The 26,843-nt window shown below is 50.8% G+C and carries 24 protein-coding genes, 5 tRNA genes and 33 other annotated features; of the genes, 24 read left to right on the plus strand and 5 right to left on the minus strand.

Annotated elements, in window-relative coordinates; translation table 11 throughout:
- The first annotated feature begins 112 nt into the window (after window positions 1-112).
- Window positions 113-121, plus strand: a -35 signal (putative -35_signal for sucA; RegulonDB:STMLTH004698).
- The 22 genes from sucA to pnuC all read left to right on the plus strand — a co-directional run bounded on the left by sucA (window position 113) and on the right by pnuC (window position 20,509).
- Window positions 113-3,035, plus strand: a protein-coding gene (gene sucA, locus STM0736) for a 2-oxoglutarate dehydrogenase decarboxylase component (protein NP_459721.1). Within the gene, window positions 234-3,035 belong to an annotated coding region; the region does not span the whole gene. (Overlaps the previous feature by 9 nt.)
- Window positions 140-148 (plus strand) — a -10 signal (putative -10_signal for sucA; RegulonDB:STMLTH004698). It overlaps the preceding gene by 9 nt.
- Window positions 223-228, plus strand: a ribosome-binding site (putative RBS for sucA; RegulonDB:STMS1H001046).
- Before the next feature lie 3 nt (window positions 3,036-3,038).
- Window positions 3,039-3,044 (plus strand) — a ribosome-binding site (putative RBS for sucB; RegulonDB:STMS1H001047).
- Window positions 3,039-4,258, plus strand: a protein-coding gene (sucB, locus tag STM0737; protein ID NP_459722.1) for a 2-oxoglutarate dehydrogenase (dihydrolipoyltranssuccinase E2 component). Within the gene, window positions 3,050-4,258 belong to an annotated coding region; the region does not span the whole gene. It overlaps the preceding feature by 6 nt.
- 124 nt (window positions 4,259-4,382) lie before the next feature.
- Window positions 4,383-4,388, plus strand: a ribosome-binding site (putative RBS for sucC; RegulonDB:STMS1H001048).
- Window positions 4,383-5,566, plus strand: a protein-coding gene (gene sucC, locus STM0738; protein NP_459723.1) for a succinyl-CoA synthetase, beta subunit. Within the gene, window positions 4,400-5,566 belong to an annotated coding region; the region does not span the whole gene. Its footprint overlaps the feature before it by 6 nt.
- Window positions 5,552-5,557, plus strand: a ribosome-binding site (putative RBS for sucD; RegulonDB:STMS1H001049). (Overlaps the previous gene by 6 nt.)
- Window positions 5,552-6,435, plus strand: a protein-coding gene (sucD, locus tag STM0739; RefSeq protein ID NP_459724.1) for a succinyl-CoA synthetase, alpha subunit. Within the gene, window positions 5,566-6,435 belong to an annotated coding region; the region does not span the whole gene. Before sucC ends, sucD begins: the two co-directional genes overlap by 15 nt.
- A gap of 1,215 nt (window positions 6,436-7,650) precedes the next feature.
- Window positions 7,651-7,673, plus strand: a protein binding site (putative binding site for FNR, RegulonDB: STMS1H000169).
- A 45-nt stretch (window positions 7,674-7,718) separates the two neighbouring features.
- Window positions 7,719-7,743 (plus strand) — a protein binding site (putative binding site for FNR, RegulonDB: STMS1H000159).
- A gap of 94 nt (window positions 7,744-7,837) precedes the next feature.
- Window positions 7,838-7,846, plus strand: a -35 signal (putative -35_signal for cydA; RegulonDB:STMLTH004699).
- The gene (gene cydA / locus STM0740; protein ID NP_459725.1) for a cytochrome d terminal oxidase, polypeptide subunit I occupies window positions 7,838-9,586 on the plus strand. Within the gene, window positions 8,018-9,586 belong to an annotated coding region; the region does not span the whole gene. (Overlaps the previous feature by 9 nt.)
- Window positions 7,865-7,873 (plus strand) — a -10 signal (putative -10_signal for cydA; RegulonDB:STMLTH004699). It overlaps the preceding gene by 9 nt.
- Window positions 7,934-7,945 (plus strand) — a protein binding site (putative binding site for ArcA, RegulonDB: STMS1H000019).
- Window positions 8,007-8,012 (plus strand) — a ribosome-binding site (putative RBS for cydA; RegulonDB:STMS1H001050).
- 2 nt (window positions 9,587-9,588) lie before the next feature.
- Window positions 9,589-9,594: a ribosome-binding site (putative RBS for cydB; RegulonDB:STMS1H001051), on the plus strand.
- Window positions 9,589-10,741 (plus strand): cytochrome d terminal oxidase polypeptide subunit II gene (gene cydB / locus STM0741; protein ID NP_459726.1). Within the gene, window positions 9,602-10,741 belong to an annotated coding region; the region does not span the whole gene. Its footprint overlaps the feature before it by 6 nt.
- A 7-nt stretch (window positions 10,742-10,748) precedes the next feature.
- Window positions 10,749-10,754 (plus strand) — a ribosome-binding site (putative RBS for ybgT; RegulonDB:STMS1H001052).
- The gene (ybgT, locus tag STM0742; RefSeq protein NP_459727.1) for a putative outer membrane lipoprotein occupies window positions 10,749-10,869 on the plus strand. Within the gene, window positions 10,756-10,869 belong to an annotated coding region; the region does not span the whole gene. Its footprint overlaps the feature before it by 6 nt.
- 121 nt (window positions 10,870-10,990) lie before the next feature.
- Window positions 10,991-10,996 (plus strand) — a ribosome-binding site (putative RBS for ybgE; RegulonDB:STMS1H001053).
- The gene (ybgE, locus tag STM0743; protein NP_459728.1) for a putative inner membrane lipoprotein occupies window positions 10,991-11,287 on the plus strand. Within the gene, window positions 11,006-11,287 belong to an annotated coding region; the region does not span the whole gene. It overlaps the preceding feature by 6 nt.
- Window positions 11,288-11,503: 216 nt before the next feature.
- Window positions 11,504-11,509, plus strand: a ribosome-binding site (putative RBS for ybgC; RegulonDB:STMS1H001054).
- The gene (gene ybgC, locus STM0744) for a putative esterase (RefSeq protein NP_459729.1) occupies window positions 11,504-11,920 on the plus strand. Within the gene, window positions 11,516-11,920 belong to an annotated coding region; the region does not span the whole gene. It overlaps the preceding feature by 6 nt.
- Window positions 11,903-11,908 (plus strand) — a ribosome-binding site (putative RBS for tolQ; RegulonDB:STMS1H001055). It overlaps the preceding gene by 6 nt.
- Window positions 11,903-12,609, plus strand: a protein-coding gene (tolQ, locus tag STM0745) for a tol protein, membrane-spanning inner membrane protein (protein ID NP_459730.1). Within the gene, window positions 11,917-12,609 belong to an annotated coding region; the region does not span the whole gene. Before ybgC ends, tolQ begins: the two co-directional genes overlap by 18 nt.
- Window positions 12,601-12,606 (plus strand) — a ribosome-binding site (putative RBS for tolR; RegulonDB:STMS1H001056). (Overlaps the previous gene by 6 nt.)
- Window positions 12,601-13,041 (plus strand): tol protein, role in outer membrane integrity gene (gene tolR / locus STM0746; RefSeq protein ID NP_459731.1). Within the gene, window positions 12,613-13,041 belong to an annotated coding region; the region does not span the whole gene. The genes tolQ and tolR overlap by 9 nt, the downstream gene beginning before the upstream one ends.
- A 51-nt stretch (window positions 13,042-13,092) precedes the next feature.
- Window positions 13,093-13,098: a ribosome-binding site (putative RBS for tolA; RegulonDB:STMS1H001057), on the plus strand.
- Window positions 13,093-14,329 (plus strand): tol protein, membrane spanning protein gene (gene tolA / locus STM0747; protein NP_459732.1). Within the gene, window positions 13,106-14,329 belong to an annotated coding region; the region does not span the whole gene. (Overlaps the previous feature by 6 nt.)
- Before the next feature lie 106 nt (window positions 14,330-14,435).
- Window positions 14,436-14,441, plus strand: a ribosome-binding site (putative RBS for tolB; RegulonDB:STMS1H001058).
- The gene (gene tolB / locus STM0748) for a tol protein required for outer membrane integrity (RefSeq protein ID NP_459733.1) occupies window positions 14,436-15,745 on the plus strand. Within the gene, window positions 14,453-15,745 belong to an annotated coding region; the region does not span the whole gene. It overlaps the preceding feature by 6 nt.
- A gap of 20 nt (window positions 15,746-15,765) precedes the next feature.
- Window positions 15,766-15,771, plus strand: a ribosome-binding site (putative RBS for pal; RegulonDB:STMS1H001059).
- Window positions 15,766-16,304 (plus strand): tol protein required for outer membrane integrity gene (gene pal / locus STM0749; protein NP_459734.1). Within the gene, window positions 15,780-16,304 belong to an annotated coding region; the region does not span the whole gene. It overlaps the preceding feature by 6 nt.
- Window positions 16,305-16,310 (plus strand) — a ribosome-binding site (putative RBS for ybgF; RegulonDB:STMS1H001060).
- The gene (gene ybgF, locus STM0750; RefSeq protein ID NP_459735.1) for a putative periplasmic protein occupies window positions 16,305-17,102 on the plus strand. Within the gene, window positions 16,314-17,102 belong to an annotated coding region; the region does not span the whole gene. It overlaps the preceding feature by 6 nt.
- 42 nt (window positions 17,103-17,144) lie before the next feature.
- Window positions 17,145-17,163: a protein binding site (putative binding site for FIS, RegulonDB: STMS1H000149), on the plus strand.
- A 100-nt stretch (window positions 17,164-17,263) separates the two neighbouring features.
- Window positions 17,264-17,336 (plus strand) — tRNA-Lys (lysT, locus tag STM0751).
- 134 nt (window positions 17,337-17,470) lie between these two features.
- Window positions 17,471-17,543, plus strand: a tRNA-Val gene (gene valT, locus STM0752).
- 6 nt (window positions 17,544-17,549) lie between these two features.
- A tRNA-Lys gene (gene lysW / locus STM0753) sits at window positions 17,550-17,622 on the plus strand.
- Window positions 17,623-17,674: 52 nt separating this feature from the next.
- Window positions 17,675-17,747: transfer RNA gene (gene lysY / locus STM0754), tRNA-Lys, on the plus strand.
- A 137-nt stretch (window positions 17,748-17,884) separates the two neighbouring features.
- Window positions 17,885-17,957: transfer RNA gene (gene lysZ / locus STM0755), tRNA-Lys, on the plus strand.
- 753 nt (window positions 17,958-18,710) lie between these two features.
- Window positions 18,711-18,716 (plus strand) — a ribosome-binding site (putative RBS for nadA; RegulonDB:STMS1H001062).
- The gene (nadA, locus tag STM0756; protein ID NP_459736.1) for a quinolinate synthetase, A protein occupies window positions 18,711-19,765 on the plus strand. Within the gene, window positions 18,722-19,765 belong to an annotated coding region; the region does not span the whole gene. (Overlaps the previous feature by 6 nt.)
- 12 nt (window positions 19,766-19,777) lie before the next feature.
- Window positions 19,778-19,783 (plus strand) — a ribosome-binding site (putative RBS for pnuC; RegulonDB:STMS1H001063).
- Window positions 19,778-20,509, plus strand: a protein-coding gene (pnuC, locus tag STM0757) for an NMN family, nucleoside/purine/pyrimidine transporter (RefSeq protein NP_459737.1). Within the gene, window positions 19,790-20,509 belong to an annotated coding region; the region does not span the whole gene. (Overlaps the previous feature by 6 nt.)
- On the opposite strand, the gene ybgR is transcribed toward pnuC, so the two are convergent.
- The gene (gene ybgR / locus STM0758) for a putative CDF family transport protein (protein NP_459738.1) occupies window positions 20,506-21,457 on the minus strand. Within the gene, window positions 20,506-21,444 belong to an annotated coding region; the region does not span the whole gene. The two genes, pnuC and ybgR, sit on opposite strands and share 4 nt — an antisense overlap.
- Window positions 21,452-21,457: a ribosome-binding site (putative RBS for ybgR; RegulonDB:STMS1H001064), on the minus strand. Its footprint overlaps the gene before it by 6 nt.
- A gap of 97 nt (window positions 21,458-21,554) precedes the next feature.
- Window positions 21,555-21,953, minus strand: a protein-coding gene (gene ybgS, locus STM0759) for a putative homeobox protein (protein ID NP_459739.1). Within the gene, window positions 21,555-21,941 belong to an annotated coding region; the region does not span the whole gene.
- Window positions 21,948-21,953 (minus strand) — a ribosome-binding site (putative RBS for ybgS; RegulonDB:STMS1H001065). It overlaps the preceding gene by 6 nt.
- A 185-nt stretch (window positions 21,954-22,138) precedes the next feature.
- Window positions 22,139-22,147: a -35 signal (putative -35_signal for aroG; RegulonDB:STMLTH004701), on the plus strand.
- Here ybgS and aroG point away from each other — a divergent pair.
- Window positions 22,139-23,313, plus strand: a protein-coding gene (aroG, locus tag STM0760) for a 3-deoxy-D-arabinoheptulosonate-7-phosphate synthase (DAHP synthetase, phenylalanine repressible) (protein NP_459740.1). Within the gene, window positions 22,261-23,313 belong to an annotated coding region; the region does not span the whole gene. (Overlaps the previous feature by 9 nt.)
- Window positions 22,166-22,174 (plus strand) — a -10 signal (putative -10_signal for aroG; RegulonDB:STMLTH004701). It overlaps the preceding gene by 9 nt.
- Window positions 22,171-22,195, plus strand: a protein binding site (putative binding site for TyrR, RegulonDB: STMS1H000392). Its footprint overlaps the feature before it by 4 nt.
- Window positions 22,250-22,255: a ribosome-binding site (putative RBS for aroG; RegulonDB:STMS1H001066), on the plus strand.
- 93 nt (window positions 23,314-23,406) lie before the next feature.
- Here the strand turns inward: aroG and STM0761 are convergent.
- Together STM0761 and STM0762 are read right to left on the minus strand one after the other, a co-directional pair.
- Window positions 23,407-23,959 (minus strand): fumarate hydratase Class I anaerobic gene (locus STM0761; RefSeq protein ID NP_459741.1). Within the gene, window positions 23,407-23,952 belong to an annotated coding region; the region does not span the whole gene.
- Window positions 23,954-23,959 (minus strand) — a ribosome-binding site (putative RBS for STM0761; RegulonDB:STMS1H001067). Its footprint overlaps the gene before it by 6 nt.
- 7 nt (window positions 23,960-23,966) lie before the next feature.
- Window positions 23,967-24,819 (minus strand): fumarate hydratase, alpha subunit gene (locus STM0762; RefSeq protein NP_459742.1). Within the gene, window positions 23,967-24,812 belong to an annotated coding region; the region does not span the whole gene.
- Window positions 24,814-24,819: a ribosome-binding site (putative RBS for STM0762; RegulonDB:STMS1H001068), on the minus strand. Its footprint overlaps the gene before it by 6 nt.
- 161 nt (window positions 24,820-24,980) lie before the next feature.
- On the opposite strand from STM0762, the gene STM0763 reads away from it, so the two are divergent.
- Window positions 24,981-25,832, plus strand: a complete 852-nt coding sequence (locus tag STM0763) for a transcriptional regulator, lysR family (protein ID NP_459743.3) — start codon at window positions 24,981-24,983, stop codon at window positions 25,830-25,832.
- Here the strand turns inward: STM0763 and STM0764 are convergent, their stop codons facing one another.
- The gene (locus STM0764; protein ID NP_459744.1) at window positions 25,833-26,816 is read right to left on the minus strand and encodes a transcriptional regulator, lysR family; all 984 of its coding nucleotides are present in this window, start codon (window positions 26,814-26,816) and stop codon (window positions 25,833-25,835) included. It abuts the gene before it with no gap.
- Window positions 26,817-26,843 lie beyond the last annotated feature (27 nt).

Raw genomic sequence — 26,843 nt, forward strand, 5'->3', positions numbered from 1 at the left:
AGATGACACGACAGTCCGCAACAAGTGAACCCCGGCACGCATACAGCGTATGCGTGGTTAGTATCCACGGCGAAATACTCGTCATAGTTCACGTTGCATGTGCGTTGGCTGCACTTGCTCACCCCGGTCACTTACTGGATGTAAGCTCCCAGGGATTCGCAAGCTTGCCGCCTTCCTGAAACGTGACCTATTTAGAGTATTAAATAAGCAGAAAAGATGCTTAAGGGATCACGATGCAGAACAGCGCTTTGAAAGCCTGGTTGGACTCTTCTTACCTCTCTGGTTCGAATCAGAGCTGGATAGAACAGCTCTATGAAGACTTCTTAACCGATCCTGACTCGGTAGACGCTAACTGGCGTTTGACGTTCCAGCAGTTACCTGGTACCGGAGTCAAACCGGATCAACTCCATTCAAAAACACGTGAATATTTCCGGCGGCAGGCGTTGGCTGGCTCACGTCACTCTTCTACGATTTCCGACCCTGACACCAATGTGAAGCAGGTTAAAGTCCTGCAGCTTATCAACGCTTATCGTTTCCGTGGCCATCAACATGCAAACCTCGATCCGCTGGGACTGTGGAAGCAAGAACGCGTGGCGGATCTCGATCCTTCTTTCCATGATTTGACCGAGGCCGATTTCCAGGAAACCTTCAATGTCGGCTCCTTTGCCAGCGGCAAAGAGACGATGAAGCTGGGCGAGCTGCTCGACGCGCTCAAACAGACCTACTGCGGCCCGATTGGCGCTGAGTATATGCACATCACCAGCACCGAAGAGAAACGCTGGATCCAACAGCGCATCGAATCCGGTCGTGCGGCCTTTAGCGCTGACGAGAAAAAACGCTTCCTGAACGAACTGACCGCCGCTGAAGGGCTGGAACGTTATCTGGGCGCCAAATTCCCGGGTGCGAAACGTTTCTCGCTCGAGGGGGGAGATGCGCTGATACCCATGCTGAAAGAGATGGTTCGCCATGCGGGTAACAGCGGCACTCGCGAAGTGGTGCTGGGGATGGCGCACCGCGGTCGCCTGAACGTGCTGATCAACGTACTGGGTAAAAAACCGCAGGATCTGTTCGACGAATTTGCCGGTAAGCATAAAGAACATCTGGGTACCGGCGACGTGAAGTATCACATGGGCTTCTCGTCAGATATCGAAACCGAAGGCGGTCTGGTTCACCTGGCGCTGGCGTTTAACCCATCGCATCTGGAAATTGTGAGCCCGGTGGTGATGGGCTCCGTGCGCGCCCGTCTGGACAGACTGGACGAACCGAGCAGCAACAAAGTGTTGCCGATCACTATTCACGGCGACGCCGCGGTGACCGGCCAGGGCGTGGTTCAGGAAACCCTGAACATGTCGAAAGCGCGCGGTTACGAAGTGGGCGGTACGGTACGTATCGTTATCAACAACCAGGTGGGTTTCACCACCTCTAACCCACTGGATGCGCGTTCAACGCCTTACTGCACCGATATCGGTAAAATGGTCCAGGCGCCGATTTTCCACGTCAATGCGGACGATCCGGAAGCCGTCGCTTTTGTGACCCGTCTGGCGCTGGACTTCCGTAATACCTTTAAACGCGATGTCTTTATCGATCTGGTGTGCTACCGCCGTCACGGCCACAACGAAGCCGACGAGCCAAGCGCAACCCAGCCGCTGATGTACCAGAAAATCAAAAAGCATCCGACGCCGCGTAAAATCTACGCCGACAAACTGGAAGCTGATAAGGTCGCAACGCTGGAAGATGCCACTGAAATGGTCAACCTCTATCGCGATGCGCTGGATGCAGGCGAATGCGTGGTGAAAGAGTGGCGTCCGATGAATATGCACTCGTTCACCTGGTCGCCGTATCTAAACCACGAATGGGATGAAGCATACCCGAACAAGGTAGAAATGAAGCGTCTGCAGGAGCTGGCAAAACGTATCAGCACCGTGCCGGAAGCCATTGAAATGCAGTCTCGCGTGGCGAAAATTTATGGCGACCGTCAGGCAATGGCGGCAGGCGAGAAATTGTTTGACTGGGGCGGCGCGGAAAATCTGGCTTACGCCACGCTGGTCGATGAAGGCATTCCGGTGCGCCTGTCCGGGGAAGACTCTGGTCGCGGCACCTTCTTCCATCGTCATGCGGTGATCCACAACCAGACGAACGGCTCAACGTATACGCCGTTGCAGCATATTCACAGCGGTCAGGGACAGTTTAAAGTCTGGGACTCCGTGCTGTCTGAAGAAGCGGTACTGGCTTTTGAATACGGTTATGCCACGGCGGAACCACGTACCCTGACTATCTGGGAAGCGCAGTTTGGCGATTTTGCCAACGGCGCGCAGGTAGTGATTGACCAGTTCATCTCCTCCGGCGAGCAGAAATGGGGCCGGATGTGCGGTCTGGTGATGCTGTTGCCGCATGGCTATGAAGGGCAGGGCCCGGAGCACTCTTCCGCGCGTCTGGAACGTTATCTGCAACTTTGCGCCGAGCAGAATATGCAGGTTTGCGTGCCGTCCACCCCGGCGCAGGTCTACCATATGCTGCGCCGTCAGGCGCTGCGCGGGATGCGTCGTCCGCTGGTGGTGATGTCGCCGAAATCGCTGCTGCGTCACCCGCTGGCGGTTTCCACGCTTGATGAACTGGCGAACGGTTCCTTCCAGCCGGCCATTGGCGAAATTGACGAGCTGGACCCTAAAGCCGTAAAACGCGTGGTAATGTGTTCTGGTAAGGTTTATTACGACCTGCTGGAACAACGTCGCAAAAACGACCAGAAAGATGTCGCTATCGTGCGCATCGAACAGCTCTATCCGTTCCCGCATAAAGCGGTGCAGGAAGCGCTGCAACCATACGCTCACGTCCATGATTTTGTCTGGTGCCAGGAAGAGCCGCTCAACCAGGGCGCATGGTACTGCAGTCAGCATCATTTCCGTGAAGTGACTCCGTTTGGGGCCGCTCTGCGTTATGCAGGTCGCCCGGCCTCCGCCTCTCCGGCGGTAGGGTATATGTCCGTTCACCAGAAACAGCAACAAGATCTGGTTAATGACGCGCTGAACGTCGATTAAATAAAGGATAAATAATGAGTAGCGTAGATATTCTTGTTCCCGACCTGCCTGAGTCCGTAGCGGACGCGACCGTCGCCACCTGGCATAAAAAACCGGGCGATGCGGTTGTTCGTGACGAAGTGCTGGTAGAAATCGAAACTGACAAAGTGGTACTGGAAGTACCGGCATCAGCGGACGGCATTCTGGATGCGGTTCTGGAAGAGGAGGGGACGACTGTCACCTCTCGCCAGATCCTGGGTCGCCTGCGTGAAGGAAACAGCGCGGGTAAAGAGACCAGCGCGAAATCTGAAGAGAAAGCGTCTACGCCGGCACAGCGCCAGCAGGCGTCGCTGGAAGAACAAAACAACGATGCGCTCAGCCCGGCGATCCGTCGCCTGCTGGCTGAACACAATCTGGAAGCCAGCGCCATTAAAGGCACTGGTGTGGGTGGGCGTCTGACCCGTGAAGATGTGGAAAAACATCTGGCGAAAGGCGAGTCTAAAGCACCCGCTGTTGAACCTGCAGCACAACCCGCTCTGGGCGCGCGCGGCGAAAAACGCGTGCCAATGACCCGCCTGCGCAAGCGCGTGGCCGAGCGTCTACTGGAAGCGAAAAATTCCACCGCCATGCTGACGACCTTCAATGAAGTCAACATGAAGCCGATTATGGATTTGCGTAAGCAGTATGGCGAAGTGTTTGAAAAACGTCATGGTATCCGCCTGGGCTTTATGTCCTTCTACGTGAAAGCGGTAGTGGAAGCGCTGAAGCGTTATCCGGAAGTGAACGCCTCTATCGACGGCGATGACGTGGTGTATCACAACTACTTTGATGTGAGCATGGCGGTGTCTACGCCGCGCGGCCTGGTCACGCCGGTCCTGCGTGACGTGGATACGCTGGGCATGGCTGACATCGAGAAAAAAATTAAAGAACTGGCTGTCAAAGGCCGCGACGGCAAGCTGACCGTAGAAGACCTGACCGGTGGTAACTTTACCATTACCAACGGCGGCGTATTCGGTTCGCTGATGTCTACCCCGATCATCAACCCGCCGCAGAGCGCGATTCTGGGAATGCATGCTATTAAAGACAGGCCGATGGCGGTGGATGGCAAGGTGGAAATCCTGCCGATGATGTACCTGGCGCTCTCTTACGATCATCGCCTGATCGATGGTCGCGAATCCGTGGGCTTCCTGGTCACCATCAAAGAGTTGCTGGAAGATCCGACCCGTCTGCTGTTGGACGTGTAGTCAGCAAGAGCATCACCTGCTACCTGTAGGCCGGATAAGGCGTTCACGCCGCCATCCGGCGATGGTGTAATGCCTGATGGCGCGCAGCTTTCAGGCCTACAGGTCTAAAGATAACGATTACCTGAAGGATGGACAGAACACATGAACTTACATGAATATCAGGCAAAACAACTTTTTGCCCGCTATGGCTTACCGGCGCCGGTGGGTTATGCCTGTACTACTCCGCGTGAAGCCGAAGAAGCCGCGTCTAAAATCGGCGCTGGCCCGTGGGTAGTGAAATGTCAGGTTCACGCTGGCGGCCGCGGCAAAGCGGGCGGTGTGAAGGTAGTAAAAAGCAAAGAAGAGATTCGCGCCTTCGCGGAAAACTGGCTGGGCAAACGTCTGGTGACCTATCAAACAGACGCTAATGGCCAACCGGTAAACCAGATTCTGGTTGAAGCGGCGACCGACATCGGCAAAGAACTGTACCTCGGCGCGGTAGTTGACCGTAGTTCTCGTCGCGTGGTCTTTATGGCGTCTACCGAAGGTGGCGTAGAGATCGAAAAAGTCGCGGAGGAAACCCCGCATCTGATCCATAAAGTCGCGCTCGATCCGCTGACCGGCCCGATGCCGTATCAGGGACGGGAACTGGCGTTCAAATTGGGTCTGGAAGGTAAACTGGTGCAGCAGTTCACCAAAATCTTTATGGGTCTGGCAACCATTTTCCTTGAGCGCGACCTGGCGCTGATCGAAATCAACCCGCTGGTGATTACTAAGCAGGGCGATCTGATTTGCCTCGACGGCAAGCTGGGCGCTGACGGCAACGCGCTGTTCCGCCAGCCGGATCTGCGTGAAATGCGTGACCAGTCTCAGGAAGACCCGCGTGAAGCGCAGGCAGCGCAGTGGGAACTGAACTACGTCGCGCTGGACGGCAACATCGGTTGCATGGTGAACGGCGCGGGTCTGGCGATGGGCACCATGGACATCGTTAAGCTGCATGGCGGCGAACCGGCTAACTTCCTTGACGTGGGCGGCGGCGCAACCAAAGAGCGCGTCACCGAAGCGTTTAAAATTATCCTCTCGGATGACAACGTGAAAGCGGTTCTGGTTAACATCTTCGGCGGTATCGTCCGTTGTGACCTGATTGCCGACGGTATCATCGGCGCGGTGGAAGAAGTGGGCGTGAACGTTCCGGTGGTGGTGCGTCTGGAAGGCAACAACGCCGAACTCGGCGCGAAGAAACTGGCTGACAGTGGCCTGAATATTATTGCAGCGAAAAGTCTGACGGATGCAGCTCAGCAGGTTGTTGCCGCAGTGGAGGGGAAATAATGTCCGTTTTAATTAATAAAGATACCAAGGTTATCTGCCAGGGCTTCACCGGTAGCCAGGGGACTTTCCACTCCGAACAGGCGATTGCTTACGGTACGCAGATGGTGGGCGGCGTAACGCCGGGCAAAGGCGGCACCACGCATCTGGGGCTGCCGGTGTTCAACACCGTGCGCGAAGCGGTAGAAGCTACCGGTGCGACCGCATCCGTTATCTACGTCCCGGCGCCGTTCTGCAAAGACTCCATCCTGGAAGCGATTGACGCAGGCATCAAACTGATTATCACCATCACCGAAGGTATTCCGACGCTGGATATGCTGACCGTGAAAGTGAAGCTGGACGAAGCAGGCGTGCGCATGATCGGCCCGAACTGCCCAGGTGTGATCACCCCGGGCGAATGCAAAATCGGCATCATGCCGGGTCACATTCATAAGCCGGGTAAAGTGGGTATCGTTTCCCGTTCCGGCACGCTGACCTACGAAGCGGTTAAGCAGACCACCGACTACGGTTTCGGCCAGTCCACCTGCGTGGGTATCGGCGGCGACCCGATTCCGGGCTCTAACTTTATCGATATCCTGAAACTGTTCCAGGAAGATCCGCAGACTGAAGCGATCGTGATGATCGGTGAGATCGGCGGTAGTGCAGAAGAAGAAGCGGCGGCTTACATTAAAGACCACGTGACCAAGCCGGTTGTTGGCTATATCGCGGGTGTTACCGCGCCGAAAGGCAAGCGTATGGGCCACGCGGGCGCCATCATTGCCGGTGGTAAAGGCACTGCGGATGAAAAATTCGCAGCGCTGGAAGCCGCGGGCGTGAAAACCGTTCGCAGCCTGGCCGATATCGGCGAAGCGCTGAAAGCAATTATAAAATAAAACTCGCTGTTCCTGCGGGAACAGATAAATGTCCGTTTTCGACATGGTTGGCCACCTTTACGGTGGCCTTTTTTATGGCTTTATTGTTTGTGGCAAAGTACGGGTGAAGCATCCGGGATATAAAATTATTGGCTTTGTAAATACTGAACTATAGGAAAATAATGCCTCATTAAAAAAACATGGTGGAGTCTAAAAATAATTGATAATAACCGTCTGGCAGCGGCAGTAAATTTACTCAGTTTGCTGGTTAACTCTTTTGCAGCAAATACAGATGCTGTCTTAGTGAAATACCTGCCGACCTCACTGGAGACGGATTATGCGCTTTCCGCCATGAAAAAAACGCATTGCAGCATTACACTATGTTGACGCTAACCTCTATAGTAAATTGACGCTTGACTCTGTGGCCGCGCATGTTTGCCTGAGCGCGAACTACATGTCTCCTCAGATGTATCGCGCTTACACAGACTGCTTGTTTAATGGCAGAATAAAACAGCTATTTTAATCATAAGAGTACCGACATTATTTCCATGAAGTATTAAAGATATCGTTTAATAAATCATATGAACTTTTGCTGGTTAAAAGAGGTTAACTTTAAAAATTATTAAGAACTTATTGACACTATTCGTTCGTGATTAATCATGTTTAAAGGATATTTATGGCTGCGAATAAACAGAATTATCACTATGAGTGACGTAGAAATTGAGGGTGAATCTGTGAAGGTGATAACAGAATCTTCGCTATAATAATTATAGAGAGGTAAATACGGTGTTATTGAAATAAAGAAAAATTAGCGAATAAAATGTTTGTTTCTGGCTATCTGGAAAGCTTATTAGCGATAATTAAGGCGATAACCTGGCAAGATGAGCCTGGCCATTAGTCGTCGGGAAAGGGAAGTTGGGGCAGGGTAATCCCGGTGGGATGATGGCGCGTGTGCAATGAGATAGTTTCTTTGCTGTGTTAATTATAAGTAAAATAAAAATAGACTAAATGTATAAAATAATAAGTATTGATAACCTGCAGAAAAAATCTGTGAGCTATTTAGCAATAATTGAACATCAATGTGGAATGTTTTTTACTGGATGCGGGGCAGTAAAAAACGCACAAAATGTTTAGCCTTATCGAATAAGTCTATTTTTACAGGGGGTTTGAAATTACTCTTTGCAAAAACAAAAAGTTAACAAAAAATTCACCATGCATTCAATGAATAAACATTATTAACATTAACTTCAAAAATTGATTTTAATCAATATTTAAATGTTGGAAAAGAGCATCAAAACTGGTTAAATTGTCCGTGATCAAATTCCCTGAAAAGCGATAGATTAGCCATAAATTGATCGCTGTCGAAAAAAGCAAATCTGACCCACTAAAAACCTGTTTATTGTAAGGGTTTTACGGCGTAATATATTTGCGGGATCAATTTGGGTTTTTTATTAACATGTTTGTAACTTTTCATCATTACTGTTTCCTTCCCGAGGGGATAGTACGATGGAAGGCCGCAAATAAATTTGTATTGGGGCATGCGTGTGACCCTTTCTAACGGGGTTCACTCTCGGAGTCTTCATGCGATGAGCAAGGAGTCATGATGTTAGATATAGTCGAACTGTCGCGCTTACAGTTTGCCTTGACCGCGATGTACCACTTCCTGTTTGTGCCGCTAACGCTCGGTATGGCGTTCCTGCTGGCCATTATGGAAACGGTATACGTCCTTTCCGGCAAACAGATTTATAAAGATATGACCAAGTTCTGGGGCAAGTTGTTTGGTATCAACTTTGCTCTGGGTGTGGCTACCGGTTTGACCATGGAGTTCCAGTTCGGGACAAACTGGTCGTACTACTCCCACTATGTTGGGGACATCTTCGGTGCGCCGCTGGCCATCGAAGGTTTGATGGCCTTCTTCCTCGAATCCACCTTTGTAGGTCTGTTCTTCTTCGGCTGGGATCGTCTGAGTAAAGTTCAGCATATGTGCGTCACCTGGCTGGTGGCTCTGGGGTCCAACCTCTCCGCGTTGTGGATTCTGGTAGCGAACGGCTGGATGCAAAACCCAATCGCTGCGGATTTCAATTTCGAAACCATGCGTATGGAAATGGTGAGCTTCTCTGAACTGGTGCTGAACCCGGTAGCACAGGTGAAATTTGTTCACACTGTGGCGTCCGGCTATGTCACCGGCGCGATGTTCATCCTCGGTATCAGCGCTTACTACATGCTGAAAGGTCGTGACTTCGCCTTTGCTAAACGCTCCTTTGCTATTGCCGCCAGCTTCGGTATGGCTGCCGTACTGTCCGTTATCGTACTCGGCGACGAATCCGGTTACGAAATGGGCGACGTGCAGAAAACCAAGCTCGCTGCGATTGAAGCTGAATGGGAAACGCAACCTGCTCCGGCCTCCTTTACCTTGTTCGGTATTCCTGACCAGGACAAACAGGAAAACCATCTGGCGATTCAGATCCCTTATGCGCTCGGTATTATCGCTACGCGTTCCGTGGACACGCCGGTTATTGGCCTGAAAGATCTCATGGTTCAGCATGAAGAGCGTATCCGTAACGGGATGAAAGCCTATGAACTGCTGGAGCAGCTGCGCGCCGGTTCTACCGACCAGGCCGTTCGCGACCAGTTCAACAGCATGAAGAAAGATCTCGGTTACGGCCTGCTGCTGAAACGCTATACGCCTAATGTGACTGACGCGACCGAAGCGCAGATCCAGCAAGCGACGAAAGATTCCATTCCTCGCGTTGCGCCGCTGTACTTCGCTTTCCGTATCATGGTGGCGTGCGGCTTCCTGCTGCTGGCGATCATCGCACTTTCCTTCTGGAGCGTGATTCGTAACCGCATCGGTGAGAAAAAATGGCTGTTGCGCGCGGCGCTATACGGTATTCCACTGCCGTGGATTGCGGTTGAAGCAGGTTGGTTCGTCGCCGAGTATGGTCGTCAGCCGTGGGCGATCGGCGAAGTGTTGCCGACAGCCGTAGCGAACTCATCGCTGACCGTGGGCGATCTGCTGTTCTCCATGTTCCTGATTTGCGGCCTGTATACCCTGTTCCTGGTGGCAGAATTGTTCCTGATGTTCAAATTTGCACGCCTTGGCCCAAGCAGCCTGAAAACCGGTCGCTATCACTTTGAGCAGTCCACCGTGACTTCTCAGCCGGCACGCTAAGACAGGAGTCGTCAAATGATCGATTATGAAGTACTACGTTTTATCTGGTGGCTGCTGGTTGGCATTTTGCTAATTGGTTTCGCTGTCACCGATGGGTTCGACATGGGGGTGGGGATGCTCACCCGTTTCCTCGGTCGTAACGACACCGAACGTCGAATTATGATTAACTCTATCGCTCCACACTGGGACGGTAACCAGGTGTGGTTGATCACCGCGGGCGGTGCGTTGTTTGCTGCCTGGCCGATGGTTTACGCCGCGGCGTTCTCCGGTTTCTATGTGGCGATGATCCTGGTGCTGGCGTCTTTGTTCTTCCGTCCGGTCGGTTTTGATTACCGTTCCAAGATTGAAGACCCGCGCTGGCGCAACATGTGGGACTGGGGCGTGTTCATCGGTAGCTTTGTGCCGCCGCTGGTGATTGGCGTGGCCTTTGGCAACCTGTTGCAGGGCGTACCGTTCCACGTGGATGAGTATCTGCGTCTGTACTACACCGGTAACTTCTTCCAGTTGCTGAACCCGTTTGGTCTGCTGGCGGGTATCGTAAGCGTAGGGATGATCATCACGCAGGGGGCGACTTACCTGCAAATGCGCACCGTTGGCGAACTGCACCTGCGCGCGCGCGCCACCTCGCAGATTGCGGCGCTGGTGACATTAGTGTGCTTTGCGCTGGCGGGCGTTTGGGTAATGTATGGTATTGATGGTTATGTCGTGACATCCGCGATTGATCATCATGCCGCCTCTAACCCGCTGACTAAAGAAGTGGCGCGTGAAGCTGGCGCCTGGCTGGTGAACTTTAATAATGCTCCGATCCTGTGGTTGGTTCCGGCTCTGGGCGTGGTTCTGCCGCTGCTGACTATCCTGACTTCCCGTATGGAGAAAGGCGCGTGGGCATTCCTGTTCTCTTCGCTGACCCTGGCCTGCATTATTCTGACGGCGGGTATCGCTATGTTCCCATTTGTGATGCCGTCCAGCACGATGATGAATGCCAGCCTGACCATGTGGGATGCGACATCCAGCCAGATGACGCTGAACCTGATGACCTGGGTTGCGGCGGTGTTCGTACCGATCATTCTGATCTACACCAGCTGGTGTTACTGGAAAATGTTCGGTCGTATCACTAAAGAACATATTGAAAGCAACACCCACTCTCTGTACTAAGTAAGGAGCTTAAAATGTGGTATTTCGCATGGATTCTGGGAACGCTTCTTGCCTGTGCATTCGGGATCATTACCGCCCTGGCGCTTGAGCACGTTGAAGCGGGTAAAACCGGTCAAGAAGAAAGCTAATGATTCATATTGTCGCTATGCAATATACAAAATCATTTAAGTTGCATCGCGGCGGCAAGGCTGCGAATCCCCAGGAGCTTACATCAGTAAGTGACTGGGGTGTGCAGCCGCAGCCAACAAAGAGGCAGCTTAGAGGATGAAGTATATTTATGCGGTAATGGACAAGCGCCCGTTAAGGGCGCTTTCCTTCGTGATGGCGATAGTGCTGGCAGGATGTATGTTCTGGGACCCGTCACGGTTTGCCGCCAGGACCAGCACGCTTGAAATCTGGCACGGATTATTGCTGATGTGGGCGGTTTGCGCAGGCATAATCCACGGTGTGGGTTTTCGCCCTGAATCCGTACACTGGCAAGGGATTTTTTGTCCGCTCCTTGCGGATATCGTCCTTATCGTCGGCCTGATTTTCTTCTTCTTGTGAATAAGAAACCTCCTTAAAAATATAGGGGCTTGCATAAGCCCATATATTTTTACTCTCCCTTAACTTCCCCCCATTCCCAAGCCTCATTCCCACGCGTATAGTAGCAACGTTTAAAAGCTCTACTTTTGTTGCATTACCGGGATGTAAAGTGAATACAAGGCGATATACAACGGCATTCTTGAGGCATTACGGCGGCAAGCGGATGACGCCAACAAAGAGGCTGCAGGGATGAATAAGTATATGTTTCGATGGCCAATTCGAGTTTATTACGAAGACACGGACGCCGGCGGTGTGGTTTATCACGCCAGCTATGTCGCTTTTTATGAAAGAGCGCGCACGGAGATGCTGCGTCACCATCACTTCAGCCAACAGGTGCTGCTGGCGGAGCGGGTCGCCTTTGTGGTGCGCAAGATGACGCTGGAATACTATGCGCCTGCGCGGCTCGACGATATGCTTGAAGTTCAAACAGAAATTACGTCAATGCGTGGCACCGCTTTGGTTTTCACGCAACGCATTGTCAACGCAGAGAACACGCTGCTAAATGAAGCAGAGGTTCTGATTGTTTGCGTTGATCCACTCAAAATGAAGCCTCGTGCGCTTCCTAAGTCTATTGTCGCGGAGTTTAAGCAGTGACTGACATGAATATCCTTGATTTGTTCCTGAAGGCAAGCCTTCTGGTTAAACTTATCATGTTGATTTTGATTGGTTTTTCAATAGCATCCTGGGCCATCATTATCCAGCGAACGCGTATTCTGAACGCCGCTGCGCGTGAGGCGGAAGCGTTTGAAGATAAATTCTGGTCCGGAATCGAACTATCGCGTCTGTACCAGGAAAGCCAGGGGAGACGCGATAGTCTGTCGGGCTCGGAACAAATCTTTTATAGCGGGTTCAAAGAGTTTGTCCGGCTCCATCGCGCCAACAGCCATGCGCCGGAGGCAGTGGTAGAGGGGGCGTCGCGTGCGATGCGCATCTCCATGAACCGAGAGCTGGAAACGCTGGAAACGCATATCCCGTTTCTTGGCACGGTAGGCTCTATCAGTCCTTATATCGGTCTGTTTGGCACCGTATGGGGGATTATGCATGCGTTTATCGCCCTGGGCGCGGTGAAACAGGCGACTCTGCAAATGGTTGCGCCGGGTATTGCCGAAGCATTGATTGCCACGGCGATTGGTCTGTTTGCCGCCATCCCTGCGGTTATGGCTTACAACCGACTGAATCAGCGCGTGAACAAGCTGGAACTGAATTACGACAACTTTATGGAAGAGTTCACCGCGATTCTGCACCGCCAGGCGTTTACCGTAAGCGAAAGCAACAAGGGGTAAGCCATGGCCAGAACGCGTGGACGAGGTCGTCGCGAACTTAAGTCCGAAATCAATATTGTACCGCTGCTCGACGTACTGTTGGTGCTGCTGCTGATCTTTATGGCAACCGCGCCGATCATTACCCAGAGCGTGGAAGTCGACTTGCCCGAGGCGAATCAGTCGCAGGCGGTCAGTAGTAACGACGATCCACCGGTCATTATTGAGGTTTCCGGAGTAGGGCAATACAGCGTAGTGGTTGATAAAGATCGAATGGATCAACTGCCGTCTGAACAGGTGATCGCAGAAGTAAAGCGTCATCTGCAGGCTAATCCGAAAACAGTCTTTTTAATCGGCGGCGCGAAAGAGGTGCCGTACGATGAAATAATTAAAGCGCTGAACTTGTTACACAGCGCGGGCGTAAAATCGGTTGGCTTAATGACGCAGCCAATCTGAAGTCTGCGTCCCGTTGGCTTGAAAGACGGCGAGTAACAGGCGAACAGTTTTTTGGGAACCGAGAGTGTCAAAGGCAACCGAACAAAACGACAAGCTCAAACGGGCGATAATTATTTCAGCCGTGCTGCATATCATCTTATTTGCAGTGCTGATCTGGAGTTCGTTTGATGAGCATATAGAGGCTTCTGCCGGCGGCGGCGGTGGTTCCGCTATCGACGCGGTGATGGTCGATCCTGGCGCCGTTGTGCAGCAGTACAACCGTCAGCAGGATCAACAGGCCAGCGCCAGACGCGCGGAAGAAGAGCGTAAAAAGCTGCAACAGCAGCAAGCAGAGGAGCTGCAGCAGAAGCAGGCTGCTGAACAGGAGCGGTTGAAACAACTTGAGAAAGAACGTTTAGCGGCTCAGGAGCAGCAAAAGCAGGCTGAAGAAGCGGCAAAACTGGCGCAACAGCAGCAGCAACAGGCCGAAGAAGCGGCGAAAGCGGCGGCGGACGCGAAGAAAAAAGCGGAGGCCGAGGCGGCGAAAGCGGCGGCGGACGCGAAGAAGAAAGCGGAAGCCGAAGCGGTAAAAGCGGCAGCGGACGCGAAGAAGAAAGCGGAAGCCGAAGCGGCGAAAGCGGCGGCGGACGCGAAGAAGAAAGCAGAGGCCGAAGCGGCGAAAGCGGCGGCGGAGGCGAAGAAGAAAGCGGAAGCCGAAGCGGCGAAAGCGGCGGCGGAGGCGAAGAAGAAAGCGGATGCCGAGGCGGCGAAAGCGGCGGCGGAGGCGAAGAAGAAAGCGGATGCCGCGGCGGCGAAAGCGGCGGCGGAGGCGAAGAAGAAAGCGGATGCCGCGGCGGCGAAAGCAGCGGCGGACGCTAAGAAGAAAGCGGCTGCCGAAAAAGCGGCCGCCGCAGAAGGCGTCGACGATCTGCTTGGCGATCTCAGCTCGGGTAAGAATGCGCCGAAAACCGGCGGCGGCGCGAAAGGGAATGGTCAGCCATCGAAAGATAGCGGTACATCGGGCGCTAACGGTGGGGCGACAGGCGCTGATATCAGCGCCTACGCGAAACAGATTCAGGTCGCCATTCAGAGCCGTCTGTACGATGCGAGCCTGTATCAGGGCAAACAATGTGTCTTGCATATTAGCCTGGCGCCGGATGGCTCATTAAAAAGCATTACGTCTGAGGGCGGCGATCCGGCGCTTTGTCAGGCGGCGTTAATGGCGGCAAAAACCGCGAAAATTCCTAAACCGCCAAGCCAGGCTGTTTATGAGAAAATAAAGGATGCCAAACTAGACTTTAAACTGTAGATACTTTTCTTTATGGAAGTTAGAGCAGTTGAGTTGTTACTGGTCCTGGTGGTTTTGTGTATTTGAGTTTGTTAACATTCTGCTAAATTATCGTGGGTCGCAGGCCCAGGTATGGGAGATATGATGAAGCAGGCATTACGAGTAGCATTTGGTTTTCTGATGCTGTGGGCGGCGGTGCTGCACGCAGAAGTCCGTATCGAGATCACCCAGGGGGTGGACTCGGCGCGACCGATTGGCGTTGTGCCTTTTAAATGGGCCGGACCGGGCGCTGCGCCTGAAGATATCGGTGGCATCGTGGCGGCAGATTTACGCAATAGCGGTAAATTTAATCCGCTAGACCGGTCCCGACTGCCGCAGCAGCCAGCCACCGCTCAGGAAGTTCAGCCTACCGCATGGTCTGCGCTGGGTATTGATGCCGTCGTCGTTGGACAGGTAACGCCGAATCCGGACGGTTCCTACAATGTTGCTTATCAGCTGGTTGACACTGGCGGCGCGCCGGGGACTGTACTGGCGCAAAATTCTTATAAAGTGAACAAGCAGTGGCTGCGTTATGCAGGTCATACCGCCAGTGACGAAGTCTTTGAAAAACTGACGGGCATTAAGGGCGCGTTCCGTACTCGTATCGCCTATGTGGTACAGACTAATGGCGGTCAGTTCCCGTATGAACTGCGTGTGTCGGATTACGATGGTTACAATCAGTTTGTGGTGCACCGTTCTCCGCAGCCGTTGATGTCTCCGGCGTGGTCTCCGGACGGCTCAAAACTGGCTTACGTGACATTTGAAAGCGGTCGCTCCGCGCTGGTTATCCAGACGCTGGCAAACGGCGCAGTGCGTCAGGTTGCGTCCTTCCCGCGTCACAACGGCGCGCCGGCCTTCTCGCCGGATGGGACGAAACTGGCGTTCGCGTTATCGAAAACCGGAAGTCTGAACCTGTACGTTATGGATCTCGCCTCCGGTCAGATTCGTCAGATAACGGACGGCCGTAGCAACAATACGGAGCCGACCTGGTTCCCGGACAGCCAGACTCTGGCCTTTACCTCTGACCAGGCTGGACGTCCGCAAGTGTATAAAATGAACATTAACGGCGGTGCGGCGCAGCGTATTACCTGGGAAGGTTCGCAAAACCAGGATGCGGATGTCAGCAGCGACGGTAAATTTATGGTAATGGTAAGCTCAAATAACGGGCAGCAGCACATTGCCAAACAAGATCTGGTGACGGGTGGCGTACAGGTTCTGTCGTCAACGTTCCTGGATGAAACGCCAAGTCTGGCACCTAACGGCACGATGGTAATCTACAGCTCTTCTCAGGGGATGGGATCTGTGCTGAATTTGGTTTCTACAGATGGGCGTTTCAAAGCGCGTCTTCCGGCAACTGATGGTCAGGTGAAATCGCCTGCCTGGTCGCCGTATCTGTGATAATAATTAATTGATTACTAAAGGAATTAAAGAAATGCAACTGAACAAAGTGCTGAAGGGCCTGATGATTGCCCTGCCTGTTATGGCAATCGCGGCATGTTCTTCCAACAAGAACGCCAGCAATGACGGTAGCGAAGGCGGTATGCTGAACGGCGCCGGCACTGGTATGGACGCTAACGGCAACGGCAACATGTCATCTGAAGAGCAAGCGCGTCTGCAGATGCAGCAGCTGCAGCAGAACAACATCGTTTACTTCGATCTCGACAAGTACGATATCCGTTCTGACTTCGCGGCAATGCTGGATGCGCACGCTAACTTCCTGCGTAGCAACCCGTCTTACAAAGTCACCGTAGAAGGTCACGCGGACGAACGCGGTACTCCGGAGTACAACATCTCCCTGGGTGAGCGTCGTGCTAACGCCGTTAAAATGTACCTGCAGGGTAAAGGCGTTTCCGCTGACCAGATCTCCATCGTTTCTTACGGTAAAGAAAAACCTGCCGTACTGGGCCACGACGAAGCGGCTTACGCTAAGAACCGTCGCGCTGTACTGGTTTACTAAGAGAATTGCATGAGCAGTAACTTCAGACATCACCTGTTGAGTCTGTCGTTACTGGTTGGCATAGCGGCCCCCTGGGCCGCTTTTGCTCAGGCGCCAATCAGTAGTGTCGGCTCAGGCTCGGTCGAAGACCGCGTCACTCAACTTGAGCGTATCTCTAACGCTCACAGCCAGCTTTTAACCCAACTTCAGCAGCAGCTCTCCGATAATCAGTCCGATATCGATTCTTTGCGCGGCCAAATCCAGGAAAATCAGTATCAACTGAATCAGGTGATGGAGCGCCAGAAGCAAATTATGCTGCAGCTGGGGAGCTTAAATAATGGCGGCGCAGCGCAGCCAGCAGCTGGTGACCAGAGCGGGGCGGCAACCACTGCGACCCCCGCCCCGGATGCCGGTACGGCAACCTCAGGGGCGCCGGTACAAAGTGGCGATGCGAATACCGATTACAATGCGGCAATTGCGCTGGTGCAGGATAAGTCTCGCCAGGATGATGCGATTGTGGCGTTTCAGAACTTCATCAAGAAATACCCTGATTCTACTTATCAGCCGAACGCCAATTATTGGCTGGGCCAGTTGAATTACAACAAGGGTAAAAAAGATGACGCCGCCTATTATTTCGCCTCGGTAGTAAAAAACTATCCTAAGTCGCCGAAGGCTGCGGACGCGATGTACAAAGTTGGCGTTATCATGCAGGACAAAGGTGATACGGCAAAAGCGAAAGCAGTTTATCAGCAGGTGATTAACAAATATCCAGGCACTGATGGCGCGAAACAGGCGCAGAAGCGTCTTAACGCGATGTAATGCGTACCATGCGACCAGAAAACGCCTTTTTTCTGGTCGCGTCGTGCGATTCCTAAGCAGTTGAGCCCTCTGCGTCGAAATTTTTGTTGCGCTCAAATCTGAAATCAGTAATATATGCCGCCGTTGCCACGGGATATTAAACAACTCGAAAGCAACGCAAAAGTGGGTCGTTAGCTCAGTTGGTAGAGCAGTTGACTTTTAATCAATTGGTCGCAGGTTCGAATCCTGCACGACCCACCAATCGTTCGGTGGAAACGAGAATAAAACGTGAAGGATAACGTTGCGTCAGCAACGGCCTGTAGGGCGAGGCGAAGCCGAGTCATCCTGCACACCACTAACTTCGGTTAGTCAGTAATATCCAGCGTAGTATCGGGTGATTAGCTCAGCTGGGAGAGCACCTCCCTTACAAGGAGGGGGTCGGCGGTTCGATCCCGTCATCACCCACCACTCGGGTCGTTAGCTCAGTTGGTAGAGCAGTTGACTTTTAATCAATTGGTCGCAGGTTCGAATCCTGCACGACCCACCAATTTTCTAATTGGTGCCGAGTAAAAATATTTCAGGTAGTCCCACCGTATGGGTCGTTAGCTCAGTTGGTAGAGCAGTTGACTTTTAATCAATTGGTCGCAGGTTCGAATCCTGCACGACCCACCAATATACAAGGTGGTAACTGGTAGAGAACGTGAAGGTTAACGTTGCTTTAGCAACGGCCCGAAGGGCGAGGCGAAGCCGAGTCATCCTGCACGACCCACCATCCTGAATGATTGAAGCAGTAACCCTTATCCAAGGGGTCGTTAGCTCAGTTGGTAGAGCAGTTGACTTTTAATCAATTGGTCGCAGGTTCGAATCCTGCACGACCCACCAATGTAAAAAAGCGCCCTAAAGGCGCTTTTTTGCTATCTGCGATATGGAAGATTCGAACCTGCCGCAGGTTCGGGTCTCACGTAGTGAGACAACGGAGCCGCTTGCGGCGACGGCCCGAAGGGCGAGCAAAGCGAGTCATCCTGCACGACCCACCAATGTAAAAAAGCGCCCTAAAGGCGCTTTTTTGCTATCTGCGATATGGAAGATTCGAACCTGCCGCAGGTTCGGGTCTCACGTAGTGAGACAACGGAGCCGCTTGCGGCGACGGCCCGAAGGGCGAGCAAAGCGAGTCATCCTGCACGACCCACCAATGTAAAAAAGCGCCCTAAAGGCGCTTTTTTGCTATCTGCAATATGAAGATTCGAACCTGCCGCAGGTTCGGGTCTCATGCAGTGAGACAACGGAGCCGTTTACGGCGACGGCCCGAAGGGCGAGCGAAGCGAGTCATCCTGCACGACCCACCAATGTAAAAGAGGGCGCTGGCGGCGCCTTTTTGCTATCTGCAATATGGAAGATTCGAACCTGTCGCAGGTTCGGGTCTTGCCTGATGCGCTGCGCTTATCAGGCCTACAGACGGCACCGCTCACGTAGGCCAGATAAGACGTTACGCCGCCATCAGATACGGGGCTACGTAATTATTGTGACTTTCCTTATTGAATCAGCTATCTTGTTTAGCATATAAAACAAATTAACCGATTGTGGCGTTTATTACGCTTTCATTCGGTTGTTTCGTTAAGTCAGTAAAACGAGAAGCCACGATGAGCGTAATGTTTGACCCACAAGCCGCAATCTACCCGTTCCCGCCGAAACCAACGCCGTTGAACGACGACGAAAAGCAATTTTATCGTGAGAAAATCAAGCGGTTGCTCAAAGAGCGCAATGCCGTCATGGTGGCGCACTACTACACCGATCCGGAAATTCAACAGTTAGCAGAAGAAACCGGCGGCTGTATTTCCGACTCACTGGAAATGGCCCGTTTCGGCACGAAGCACGCCGCATCCACGCTGCTGGTAGCGGGCGTACGGTTTATGGGGGAAACCGCCAAAATCCTCAGCCCGGAAAAGACCATTCTTATGCCTACCCTGGCGGCGGAATGTTCGCTGGATTTAGGCTGCCCAATAGACGAATTTAGCGCTTTTTGTGATGCGCACCCTGACAGAACCGTAGTGGTCTATGCTAACACCTCGGCTGCTGTTAAAGCGCGTGCGGACTGGGTTGTGACCTCCAGTATCGCCGTAGAACTGATTGAGCATCTGGATAGTTTGGGGGAAAAAATTATCTGGGCGCCGGACAGACACCTGGGGAATTACGTGCAAAAACAGACCGGGGCCGATGTACTGTGCTGGCAAGGAGCGTGTATCGTGCATGACGAGTTTAAAACTCAGGCGTTGACCCGTTTAAAAAAAATCTATCCCGATGCCGCTCTTCTGGTTCACCCTGAATCGCCGCAGTCCATTGTCGAGATGGCCGATGCGGTGGGCTCCACCAGTCAGCTTATTAAGGCGGCAAAAACGCTGCCGCACAGACAGCTTATCGTGGCGACCGATCGCGGCATCTTCTACAAAATGCAGCAGGCGGTGCCTGAAAAAGAACTGCTTGAAGCGCCCACGGCTGGCGAGGGGGCGACCTGCCGTAGCTGCGCGCACTGTCCGTGGATGGCGATGAATGGCCTGAAAGCCATTGCTGAAGGGCTGGAGCAGGGAGGCGCGGCGCATGAAATACAGGTTGATGCGGCGCTACGCGAGGGCGCATTACTGCCGCTCAACCGGATGCTGGATTTTGCGGCTACACTTCGGGCGTAAAGACGGAAATCTTTGGGGGAGAGAATGGATTTTTTTAGTACGCACAACATACTGATTCATATTCCGATTGGCGCTGGCGGGTACGATCTCTCGTGGATCGAAGCGGTAGGAACCATCGCCGGCCTGCTCTGTATTTGGCTTGCCAGTCTGGAGAAGATCAGCAACTACTTTTTTGGACTGGTTAACGTTACCCTGTTTGCGATTATTTTCTTTCAGATCCAGCTTTATGCCAGCCTGTTGCTGCAACTCTTTTTCTTTGCCGCCAATATTTATGGCTGGTATGCGTGGTCGCGGCAAACAAAGGATAATCAAGCCGAGCTTAAAATCCGCTGGCTGCCGTTGCCAAAAGCAATGGCATGGCTGGCGATATGTGTGATAGCTATCGGTTTGATGACGCGATATATCGATCCCGTATTCGCCGTCCTGACGCGCGTGGCCGTCGCCATTATGCAGATGCTGGGGTTACAGGTGACAATGCCCGTACTGCAACCGGACGCTTTCCCGTTCTGGGACTCTTGCATGATGGTGCTGTCTATCGTGGCGATGATTCTGATGACACGCAAATATGTCGAAAACTGGCTCCTGTGGGTGATAATCAACGTGATCAGTGTGGTGATTTTTGCTTTGCAGGGCGTCTATGCGATGTCGCTGGAATATCTGATCCTGACATTTATCGCCGTGAACGGTAGCCGCCTGTGGATAAACAGCGCGCGGGAGCGAGGATCGCGCGCGCTTTCCCGTTAATGGTGATGAACATGCCCGGACGATGTCTGATTCAGATGACAGTCCGGGCCGTGACACACTTGATACTCCATCTGAATCGTAGCGTGCGCAATATGGTATTCGTGCATCAGGAAATCCTGGATACGTTCCAGCAGCGCATCATGGTCGTGTGGCGGAATGACCTGAGCGTGCAACGTCATGACCGGTTTTTCGCCGACCATCCAGACATGCACATGGTGTACGTTGCGGACTTCGGGGATTTCCCGACTTAAATGGCGCTGTAAGGCATTAATATCCAGTGAAACCGGCGCGCCTTCCAGCAATTCGTTGACGCTATCTTTTAACAAACGCCAGGCGCTGCGTAGCACCAGTACCGAAACCAGAATAGAGAGAATCGGGTCCGCTGGCGTCCAGCCTGTCCAGATAATGATCAACGCGGCGACTATTGCGCCGACGGAACCCAGCAAATCGCCCATCACATGTAGCGCGGCAGCGCGCACGTTCAGGTTTTTTTCATCGCTTCCCCGATGGAGAATCCAGAACGCAAACAGGTTCGCCAGCAGACCCGCAACCGCAATCACCATCATCAGATTGCCCGCCACCGGACGTGGCGTGTAAAAGCGCTCTATCGCTTCCCAGACAATGAGAAGGGTAATGACCACCAACGCAATGGCATTCACAAAGGCCGCCAGTGTGGTGAGTCTTAGCCAGCCAAAAGTGTGGCGAACAGTCGGGGGACGACGGGAAAATTGAACCGCCAGCAGCGCAAAGAGAAGGGCCGCCGCGTCGGTGAGCATATGTCCCGCATCCGCCAACAACGCCAGAGAGCCGGAGAGTATCCCGCCCACCACCTCAAGGAGCATAAATCCGGCAGTGACGATAAAGGCGAAAAGCAGGCGACGAGCATTATTATCTTTCGGCAGGTGTGAATCGGCATGAGAGTGTGAGTGCGCCATAACGTCATTCCTTTGTTATTCTCATCAATACTGTAGACATCATACTGATTTTTCGCTGATAAAATAAAAAGGAGAGCGAAAGCTCTCCCGTTATCAGACTTTTTTTTGCATTACTGTGTGGTACCGTCGGTTTTGGTATTCACGTCATTATTGACGCCATTACCGGTTTCCACTTTTTTATTAATATCCGGGCAGCGACCGTCTTTACACATGGTATTTTTATGCTCTTCATCCTTGGTCATTCCGTCATGATTCATGGTTGAACCGTCTGGATGCTGCATCGTGCTGTTAGTATTGCCGTTGGTATTGATGTCGTTGTTATTCACATCATTCGGCGCTACATTCTGGCGGGCGTCCGGGGCAACCTGACCGGCATTTGCCGCCGAGTTCGCCTGGCCATTACTGGATTGCGCGTTAGATTCAGCAGCTAACGCTGCGCCGCTGGCAAGGCCGAGGGTAGCGGTCAGTAAAAGCGTAGTCAGTTTTGTCATTTTCATAAGATGCTCCTGTTATGGTGGATATGTCGGATAACCTCTTCCAACAGTGCACGTGTCAGTCAAATCCTCAAATAAGGGATAAAAAGCGTTCGCCGCCGCGGGTTAACGCAGCAGAGAATCTTGCAATAATTCATAAACAGAGTGGTTACAGTTAAAAAGTGTAGATTAGATCCCATTTTTCGCTACATTTGTGCGTTTTTTTCCTGAATTCCAGGATTATTCCGTTCAAAGTGTAAAAGCCCGTTTACACTATTTAATTGAAGAGATAGATTGGAGGGATTGCATTCATTGGGATAAGTACGGCAACACTGGAATAAACATGAATTATCAGAACGACGATTTACGCATTAAAGAAATCAACGAGTTATTACCTCCGGTCGCGCTGCTGGAAAAGTTTCCCGCCACGGAAAATGCAGCAAATACCGTTGCTCACGCGCGCAAAGCCATCCATAAAATTCTCAAAGGCAATGACGATCGTCTGCTGGTGGTGATCGGTCCTTGTTCAATTCATGATCCGGCAGCGGCGAAAGAGTATGCCGCCCGTTTGCTGGCGCTACGCGATGAGCTTCAAGGCGAGCTTGAAATTGTCATGCGCGTCTATTTTGAGAAACCGCGTACCACCGTCGGCTGGAAAGGGCTGATTAACGATCCGCACATGGATAACAGCTTCCAGATTAACGACGGTCTGCGTATTGCGCGCAAACTGCTGCTGGATATTAACGACAGCGGCCTGCCTGCCGCCGGCGAATTCCTCGATATGATCACGCCGCAATATCTGGCCGATCTGATGAGCTGGGGCGCCATTGGCGCGCGGACTACTGAATCCCAGGTTCATCGCGAATTGGCGTCTGGCCTCTCTTGTCCGGTCGGTTTTAAAAATGGTACTGATGGCACGATTAAAGTCGCCATTGACGCCATCAACGCCGCCGGCGCGCCGCATTGCTTCCTCTCCGTCACTAAATGGGGTCATTCGGCGATTGTGAATACCAGCGGCAACGGCGACTGCCATATCATTCTGCGCGGCGGTAAAGCGCCAAACTATAGCGCGCAGCATGTTGCTGAGGTGAAAGAAGGCCTCACCAAAGCGGGACTGACGCCGCAGGTCATGATCGATTTCAGCCATGCCAACTCCTGTAAGCAATTTCAAAAGCAGATGGAGGTTTGCGCCGATGTCTGCCAGCAGATAGCGGGCGGTGAAAAAGCGATTATTGGCGTGATGGTAGAGAGTCATCTGGTAGAAGGAAACCAGAGTCTGGAAAGCGGTCAGCCGCTGACCTACGGTAAAAGCATTACTGACGCCTGTATTGGCTGGGAAGATACCGATGCGCTGCTTCGTCAGTTGTCGGCAGCGGTAAAAGCCCGTCGCGGCTAAGTTTAGTTTCTATCCTGTAGTGAAGTGCAGGATAGAAAACATATTGGTCCGGTAACAGCCTACCGGACCGGTATTACCAATATTAATGTATTATTATTTGGCGTACTTAGGTACTTCCTGCTTCTGGAGAGTATTTCCTTCCGAATCAATTCCTACAATGACTCTATAGCGGTCAAAATATAACTTCTTAATGGATTCTGTTCCTAATTCTTCGTAGGCAACAATTTCTACTGATTTAACATGTTTTGTATTAATTGCAGACGCTCCTCCAATCCCGAGTAGCGAAACCCCACCGTATTTTTTACAAAGCTCAGCGACATAATCAGCACGATCGCCTTTGCCAAGAAACGCAGTTGCCCCTTGTTGAAACATCATTTCTACAAATGGGTCCATACGCGCGGCCGTTGTAGGACCGTTGGAGCCAATAGGTAAACCAGGTCTGGCAGGGCAGGGGCCAGCATAGTAAATTGTTTGGTTTTGAAAATCGACTGGTGATTTTTCTCCGTTACTAAGCGCTACTTCGATTTTTTTATGCGCGGCGTCACGGCAGGTGTAAGCAAATCCAGTGAGAAATAATATATCGCCGACCTTAAGAGTTTTCGCTTTCTCTTTAGTCAATGGTAATGTTAATTCCATCATAGCTTCTCCAGGTATTAAATGATTTCACTAGCGTGGCGGCTTGCATTACATTGGAAATTGATTGCGACTGGCAGTGCAGTGATATGGCAAGGATAGTAATCGACATGCACGCCTAACGCCGTAATACGCCCGCCCATACCTAAAGGGCCGATCCCTGTATTATTCACGGCCTCTAATAATTCAGCTTCGAGCTGGGCATAAAGTGGTTTAGCATTGAACTCACCAAGAGGGCGTAATAATGCTTTCTTCGCCATCCACGAACAGTGATCCATTGTACCGCCAACGCCGATACCAATAATATAAGGAGGGCATGGATTGCCTCCTACACGACGGACAGTTTCCAGAACAAAATCTTTTATACCATCAATACCATCGCCGGGAAGCAATGTTTTAAAAGTTCCCATATTTTCGCTACCGCCGCCCTTTGGCATAACGGTAATTGTCACTCGGTCACCATCAACAATTTCAGTATGTAAAATTGCAGGAGTATTATCATTAGTATTAATACGTTCTAATGGATCTGCAACCATGGATTTTCTTAAGTATCCATTTTCATAGCCCTGGCGAACACCCTGGTTCACCTGATCTTTAAGCGGCTTACCTTCCCAGCATACATGTTGTCCAATTTCCATTATAACGATACAAGTGCCGGTATCATGGCAGCATGCAAGTTGTTCTTTTTTTGCATACTCTCCATTATCAATTAATATCTTAATGGTTTCCTTGCCGATCTTTGACTCTTCTTTATCATATGCTTTACGAAAAGAACACATGAGATTATCATCCAGTTCATAACAAGCTTTTTTTACAAGTTTTTCGATAATCGGAATGATAATTTCTGTATTTAATATACGACTCATACTCCCTCCAGTGCTATGTTGCATTGTTTTATCCATTGATCACATTTTCATGATATTCGTATTCATTGTAGGAAGGAAATATGTTATTTTTATTAAATGATAAATTTTATTTATAGTAGTGGAAAATAGATGGAAATTAGACAATTAGAATATTTTGTAAGCGCTTCTTTGTTAGGTAACTTAACCAGAGTTGCTGAGCGGCATTTTGTTTCTCAACCTAATATCACCATTGCTATTAAGAAGTTAGAGACTGAATTAGGGGTGACATTATTTGATAGAAAGAAAAATAAACTTGTCCTTACTGAGGAGGGCATGTTTTTCTTACAAAAAATTGAACCTATCCTTATTGCGTTAAAAAATAGCGTAGCGGAAATGAAAGATTATCGTAATGAAAATGGTGGCATAGTAACTTTGGGGATCCCACCGATGATAAGTTTGTTTCTTTTTTCACCGCTCTTCAAGCATTTCCGAGAGATTTATCCAGAGATGGAACTCTCTCTTGTTGAAGAGGGGACTTTTGGTTTACATGATAAACTTTCTGCTGGAGAGCTGGATCTTGCTATTGTTATTATTAATGACTGTCCAAAAGAATTAGTTACGGTACCATTAATGACTCAGCAGCACGTGGTATGTATGTCAGATAAACATCCTCTGGCAAAAAAGGATAGTATCGATTGGGAAGATCTACAATATGAGCCATTGATACTAATGAAAAAAGATTCCTGGCATAGAAAAACGATTATTGAAGAATGTACAAAGCGAGGAATTCATACACATATTTTTCTATCATCAAACAGGGTTCAAACCAACATAGATCTGGTTGCTAAAAATGAAGGAATTTCTTTCATTTTGGACGCTGTCGATCTTAAAGCCGAAAAAGTAATAACCAAGGCCATGACTGAGCCGACTTATGTTACGATTGGTTTGGCCTGGAAGAAAGATAAATATTTATCATATGCAACCAGAGCGTTAATTAAATTCATTGAGGATTATATTAAAGAACATTTTACAATTAAATAATTATATTTGTTCTTCAACAAAAATTTCCCATAGCTCTTCGGCATCTGGAGGCATTCTCTTGGCTGGTCTATAAAGTCTTATTTCTATGGGTACCCATAAATTACTTTCTTTTTCCGCTGCAGTAACAATAGTTTTAGCCTCTATATCTTGCCTGGCAAGGCTTTGAGGTATCCAGGCAACACCATCGCCAGATCTGACCATTGCCAATAGTGTTGCTGCCAGATCGGCCACAAAGGCAACATTTATATTATGGGTAATTCTGTTAATAGACGCTGTATTTGCTATTATTCTTCCCAGACCTGATTGTGATGAAAAAGAAAGGTAAGGGAATTGAATCTTATTATTTATATTCCACAACGGTTTTAACGTTTCTGAGTCTGGTTTACTGAATGGAATTAATGTATCAAACCCAAGACGAATGCTCATAAAGTTATTTTTATTTAAATTTAGATGCATATGTGGGTGATGGTGACACAGCAAAAATTGTGAATCTCCCTGCCGCATCATTTTTTCGCACGCATTCAATGAGTCAGATAAAAGACGAAATGAACCAAATTTTGCAATTTTATCACTCTGTTTTAACAAATGCGGTACAAAAGAGAAAGACAAAGCATGCGTTGCTGAAAAAACAAGACTGGGTTGTTTATTACCTGCGGCCTCAAGGGTATCACTTTTCAATGTGTACAAGGAGTGGATCAGTTCGGGAAGCTGGTCTGTAAATACTTCTCCGGCCTTGGTAAGGGTGACTCCCCGTTTACTTCTTTCAAAAAGGGGCGTACCCACCCATTCTTCGAGAGATTGTATCCGACGACTAAATGCGGGTTGAGTCACATATCTTGAGGCAGACGCTTTTGAGAAATTCAACGTTTCTTTTAGAGCCAGACAGTCTTCGAGCCATGTTAGTTCGAGGTGATGCCGATATTGCATAAGCTGCAACCTTATTAGCATTGGATGAGTTTCATTTATATAAGTAGCATTATACACAGACAGATTTTAAGAGGAAATTATTTG

It is taken from the genome of Salmonella enterica subsp. enterica serovar Typhimurium str. LT2, from assembly GCF_000006945.2.
GTDB classification, from domain to species: domain Bacteria; phylum Pseudomonadota; class Gammaproteobacteria; order Enterobacterales; family Enterobacteriaceae; genus Salmonella; species Salmonella enterica.